Below are 4,849 nucleotides of genomic sequence, written 5' to 3'. Positions count from 1 at the left end.
ATCAGTATACTGATGGCTTTGTTCAAAAAATTAATGTAATTTCTAGTGATGACAAATTAGCTACAATAGAAAATGGTGGAAAAATTATCAGTTCTTATTCATATGGGACTGCAAAAATTTCTACAGGTCAAAAAACAGGCCCTGTAAAAAATATCCGCATCCATAAATGGGATTGGAACTGGTTCATTTACTTCGGAAGTAATTAATACTTTGGAACAAAAAGAAGTGAGATTGTTTTCTCCGACAGGTGAAGATAACATCATCTTTGATCGTGATGGATTTTTTGACATGTTTTTGGTTGCACTTGATGAAAAAGAACGACCAAAAATAATGAAAGAGACGGGAAAATACTTGGTGACTCCTACTAATGGGTTAGTTGAAATTAACAAAGACACAACATTTACCTTTACGCAACTAAGAAGCGATTCTTTTGATATATCTGAGGCTGAGACAGAAATTACTCTAACTGTAGAGCCAATTGGTGAACATGCTGATTTGAATTTAGAAGGAAGTAAAATTTTCATCACACATCCTACCTCACAAATGCAAGTTTCATTACCCTTGGAAAAAATCAACGCAAATCATTTACAAAATATTGGAATTGTTCAGTTAGTTGATTTACAGGGAAATCCTGTAATACCAAAACTTAGTGTGAAATCTAAAATTATATCTTCTAAAGACACTGTAGTTCAAATTATTGATGACGCTGTAATTAATGCTGGTTCATCATATGCCACATTCCCTATCAAGACTACAGGTTCTGTTGGAAGTGCAATAATTTCTGCAAGTGCTAAGGGTGTTAATGGCACTTCAGTACCCATCACTACTGCCTCCTCTCAAACACAATTGAAAGTTTTCACTGGTGGTTTAGATACTGAAATCCCTGTCGATAAACCTGTTGAATTCAGATTATTTGTTGATGATGAAAATGCAGATTCAATTTCTGGTGCATCTCTCAAAATTATTGCTAATGAAGAGGATGCTTTGATTACTCCTAATGTTGTACGAACAAGCTCTGATGGCAGTGCAATTGTAAGTTTAACTGCATTAAAAGGACCAAACATCTCTTTTGATATAATTGCAACAGCTGAAGGATATGCAGAAGGGAAGGATTCATTCACAGTAAATGTTGATGCTCCTGAAAGAACTTTTGATGCAATTGACTTGGAATTGCCTGATTGGATTATCTATATTGTAATTGGTGGAATCTTGATGGTGGGTATTGTTGTATTCATGTTCTTACGAAAATCAAAAACTAATTTAGAAGAAGAATGGGAAGAGGAAGAAGAACTTTAATTTTTTAGTCTTTTTTTATCTCGACAAATCCCACAAAGGTAATTCTCTTGAAACAATTCTAATTCTTTTTCAAATAATTCTGTTCCGTAATATTTTTCTGAAGCTTTAATTCCTCCAGGTACATTTTTTCCACAATTTGAACATTGTAAATCCAAATCAATCTGTATCATTTTGTCCCCTTTGTCATGTTTTCCTATTATCATGAGTAAATTCCATTTATTTTTAATATAAACAATAACATGGATTCAAAACTCATGAATATTATACTGAAAAATTTAGAGTGTTTTTGATGCTTTCGGTATGGTTCCAAGTAATTAGGGTGAGATTTCTTCTTGCATCTGTAATTGCTGTTTCTGTGGGGCTCTCTCTGAATTGGTGGCAAAATTCCTCGATAGATTGGTTTGACTCTATTCTGACATTTGCTGGAGTGTTGGCATTACATGCTAGTGTTGACTTGCTAAATGATTTTTGGGACTTTAAAAGAGGGATTGATACAAAAACCACTCGAACAAAAATGAGTGGCGGAACTGGTGTTTTACCTGACGGTTTACTCAAACCAACTTCGGTTTATCGTGCAGGTATTGCATTTTTGATAATCGGCTCTGTAATTGGAGGTTATTTTGTATTTACAGACGGTATGATTATTGCAATAATTTTGGGATTTGCAATTTTATCTATCTATTTTTACTCTACTAAAATCGTTGATTCTGGTTTAGGTGAATTCTTTGTTGCAATAAAAGGATCTATGATCGTTCTCGGAACTTTTTTTATTCAATCAGGACAAATATCTCTTGAATCAATCCTTGCAGGAATTGCTGTAGGTTCATTATCTGCTCTGGTTCTTTTTATTGCATCATTTCCTGATCATGATGCAGACAAATCCAAAGGCCGAAAAACTTTGGTTATTGCAGTTGGAAAAGAAAAAGCTGCCAAATTATTTTGGATATTTCCAATAATATCTTATGTGGCAATAATTGTGGGGATTTCTGCAAACTTGTTTCCCTTGACATCTGTGATTTGTTTTCTTAGTGTTCCATTGATGATTAAATCTGGATTAGGATTGCAAAAAAACTATGATTCCATTGAGAATCTAATCCCTTTCATGTCTTCTACGTTGATGTTTGGAAGAATCACTGGTGTTCTCTTTGTTATTGGTTTTTTGATTGGATTGTGACACTTTAGACATAAATTTAGCAATAACCTCCCAAATTCATGATTTCTGGATTTGCAACCTTAAGTGGAACCAAAAGATTTGCTCAAAATTCAGGAATAAATCAAGCCAATTTTAACAAATTCCAAAGTCTATTTCTCTCTAATGTTGGAATTGGCACTTATCTGGGGGATGCAGATGTCAGAACTGATCAGCTGGTTACAAGTGCAGTAAAACAATCGATTCTATCTGGGATCAATGTTGTTGATACTGCGATTAACTATAGGGCACAAAAGGCAGAACGTTCAGTTGGAAAAGCACTTTTGGAATTAATTGAAGAAAAAAAAACTTCCCGTGATGAAATTTTTATTTCTTCTAAAAACGGTTATGTCACAAACGATGCTGACGTTAAGCTAGGATTTTGGGAATATGTCAAAGAAGAATATTCTCAAAAAGGTGTGATAAAAGAAGGCGATGTTACCTCTGGATATCATTGCATGACTCCTACATATTTGTCTGATCAATTAGATCGTAGTTTGAAAAATCTTGAACTTGAATGTCTAGATTTAATGTATCTGCACAACGCAGTTGAAGGACAAATTAAAGATATTTCAAAAGAGCAGTTTTTGGAGAATTTAAAATCCGTTTTTGAGATATATGAGCAAAAACGGGATGAAGGAAAAATTAAATTCTATGGAATGGCCACTTGGGAATGCTTTAGAGTCTCAAGTAATAATCCACAATACCTTTCACTAGAAGATACAGTTACCATGGCAAGAAAAATTGGCGGTGAGAATCACGGATTTCGATTTATCCAATTACCCTACAATATGCATTATGATCAAGCTTTGTTGGCAAAGAATCAGGTACTTGAAAATCAAAACGTCTCTGTTTTAGAGTCTGCAGCAAAATTGGGAATTGGTGTTTTCACCAGTGTTCCTTTCATGCAAGGTAGGTTACTTGCTCCTGGAGTCATACCTGATTTCAATAATTTGAAACCTTCAATACGTGCTTTGCAATTTATTCGCTCATCACCAGGGGTATTAGCTCCGTTGGTAGGTCAAAAATCTCCTGAACATGTCTCGGAAAATCTTGAAATTATGAAAATTCCATCAATGAATGAAGATGAGTTTCTTGCACTTGTAAAGCAACTTACATCCTAATTGTTTTTGTGGTCTGCTTTTTGCCAATACATATTATAAATGAGGGATATTTAGCAAGAGGTAGCAATGTCTACGAAGATTTATGATTATGCAAAAATCTGCACTTCTATTTTGTCTGTTGATCCTAAAATTCGATTTTCTGGAGTAATCAATGAAAGAGGACGTCTTGTAGCAGGCGGAATGAGAGAAAATGTTGAACCCCTAGAAAGTGAAAAAGATGATGAAATGATATTCATGGAGCTTGCATTACGTGTAAAAATGAGAAAAGAGTTTGATAAGCAACTTGGTCTTGTAAATTTTGCAATGGCTTCTCGTGAACGTGCACTTGCAATAAGTGTCCCAATAAATGATGACATCTTGTATGTAGTAGCCGAACCTGATAGCGATTATGGTATTTTGCCAAAGAAAATTCTTGAAATAGTTAATTCATAGTTGAATCATATTTCCAGTTTTGGAACTTTATGATCTTATTAATTAAGAGAACCGATCGAGTGTTGTTTATATGGATTTTAACTCAAATTTAGAATCTGAATACCATACAATGGCTGAATTAACTGAAGAAATTGGAACAATAGTCCAAAAATCCATTAATGAAGGGCGTGAAGATTTGAGTTCTACAGATATCAAGTATATTTTAAAAATCACCTCTAATGTGACAAAAAAAATAAACTCCAAGATTATGGAATTGGTGGTATGAATGTATGTTATGATGGCCATACCCCAATGTACAGAATAAAATACAAGTCAGAGAAGTCAAATAAAATTCCAAATGAATGGCTTGTATGTGAAAATTGTTTTGGCAAACAAGAATTTTTTGGTGCAGCAGATGAAATTGAATCCATTGTTTCTTTGCACAACTATCATGTGATTCGACTTGAAATTAATCATCTATATGCCATGACTAAAACTGTTTCAAAAAAACTCAAAAAAACCCTTTTGATCCAATAGTGACATACCTCTTGCTTAATCTATAAATAGAATTCAACAGTGAAAAAATTTGTGCCAGTAGATCCTGTTTGTGGAATTGAACTAGATGAAGAATTGGCATTACTTCATGATCATAATGGAAAGAAATTCTATTTTTGCTGCAATGGCTGTAGGCGAATTTTTATCAAAAAGCCTAGAAAATATAAGGCAAAAAATTAGATGGGAAAAGCTCCACACATTCTACAAAACTTTGACTTTCCAACATTATATTTACAATATGGACATGTGTCGTCAGACTGCTTATCTACAGGAG

The 4,849-nt window shown here is 33.9% G+C and carries 9 protein-coding genes; 8 read left to right on the top strand and 1 reads right to left on the bottom strand.

The genetic code is table 11. The annotated features are described in order from the left end of the window. Together BD31_RS10550 and BD31_RS01745 are read left to right on the top strand one after the other, a co-directional pair. Positions 1-206 (top strand): hypothetical protein (locus tag BD31_RS10550; protein WP_008297518.1); only part of this gene is annotated, 206 nt, incomplete at its 5' end. A gap of 4 nt (positions 207-210) precedes the next feature. Further along, positions 211-1,296, top strand: a complete 1,086-nt coding sequence (locus BD31_RS01745) for a hypothetical protein (RefSeq protein ID WP_008297537.1) — start codon at positions 211-213, stop codon at positions 1,294-1,296. On the opposite strand, the gene BD31_RS01740 is transcribed toward BD31_RS01745, so the two are convergent. Continuing rightward, a complete protein-coding gene (locus BD31_RS01740) occupies positions 1,293-1,499 on the bottom strand; it encodes a hypothetical protein (protein WP_008297521.1) in 207 nt (68 codons plus the stop codon). The two genes, BD31_RS01745 and BD31_RS01740, sit on opposite strands and share 4 nt — an antisense overlap. Before the next feature lie 86 nt (positions 1,500-1,585). Between BD31_RS01740 and BD31_RS01735 the strand changes: the two genes are divergently transcribed. The 6 genes from BD31_RS01735 (at position 1,586) to BD31_RS01710 (ending at position 4,755) form a co-directional block, all read left to right on the top strand. Beyond that, positions 1,586-2,470 (top strand): prenyltransferase, encoded by an 885-nt coding sequence (locus BD31_RS01735; RefSeq protein WP_008297527.1) that lies wholly within the window; start codon positions 1,586-1,588, stop codon positions 2,468-2,470. A gap of 38 nt (positions 2,471-2,508) precedes the next feature. Further along, complete coding sequence (locus BD31_RS01730) at positions 2,509-3,609, top strand: aldo/keto reductase (RefSeq protein ID WP_008297534.1); 1,101 nt, start codon at positions 2,509-2,511, stop codon at positions 3,607-3,609. Positions 3,610-3,675: 66 nt separating this feature from the next. Beyond that, on the top strand, positions 3,676-4,041 hold the full coding sequence (locus BD31_RS01725) for a DUF6659 family protein (protein WP_008297516.1): 366 nt from the start codon (positions 3,676-3,678) through the stop codon (positions 4,039-4,041). Between the two features lie 70 nt (positions 4,042-4,111). Beyond that, positions 4,112-4,306: a hypothetical protein gene (locus BD31_RS01720; protein ID WP_008297524.1), complete on the top strand. Its 195-nt coding sequence runs from the start codon at positions 4,112-4,114 to the stop codon at positions 4,304-4,306. Continuing rightward, complete coding sequence (locus tag BD31_RS01715; protein WP_008297529.1) at positions 4,303-4,557, top strand: hypothetical protein; 255 nt, start codon at positions 4,303-4,305, stop codon at positions 4,555-4,557. The genes BD31_RS01720 and BD31_RS01715 overlap by 4 nt, the downstream gene beginning before the upstream one ends. Positions 4,558-4,608: 51 nt before the next feature. Further along, on the top strand, positions 4,609-4,755 hold the full coding sequence (locus tag BD31_RS01710) for a YHS domain-containing protein (RefSeq protein ID WP_048097339.1): 147 nt from the start codon (positions 4,609-4,611) through the stop codon (positions 4,753-4,755). Positions 4,756-4,849 lie beyond the last annotated feature (94 nt).

This window comes from Candidatus Nitrosopumilus salarius BD31 (assembly GCF_000242875.2).
Taxonomy (GTDB): Archaea; Thermoproteota; Nitrososphaeria; order Nitrososphaerales; family Nitrosopumilaceae; genus Nitrosopumilus; species Nitrosopumilus salarius.
The sequence above is the reverse complement of the archived record's forward strand: the minus strand, read 5'-3'. Positions and strand labels throughout refer to the sequence as shown.

What these genes read in the sequence shown, in the direction of transcription:
- BD31_RS01740 (WP_008297521.1), bottom strand. Translation starts at nt 1,499, where the DNA reads ATGATAATAGGAAAACATGACAAAGGGGACAAAATGATACAGATTGAT.
- BD31_RS01735 (WP_008297527.1), top strand. Translation starts at nt 1,586, where the DNA reads ATGCTTTCGGTATGGTTCCAAGTAATTAGGGTGAGATTTCTTCTTGCA.
- BD31_RS01730 (WP_008297534.1), top strand. Translation starts at nt 2,509, where the DNA reads ATGATTTCTGGATTTGCAACCTTAAGTGGAACCAAAAGATTTGCTCAA.
- BD31_RS01725 (WP_008297516.1), top strand. Translation starts at nt 3,676, where the DNA reads ATGTCTACGAAGATTTATGATTATGCAAAAATCTGCACTTCTATTTTG.
- BD31_RS01720 (WP_008297524.1), top strand. Translation starts at nt 4,112, where the DNA reads ATGGATTTTAACTCAAATTTAGAATCTGAATACCATACAATGGCTGAA.
- BD31_RS01715 (WP_008297529.1), top strand. Translation starts at nt 4,303, where the DNA reads ATGAATGTATGTTATGATGGCCATACCCCAATGTACAGAATAAAATAC.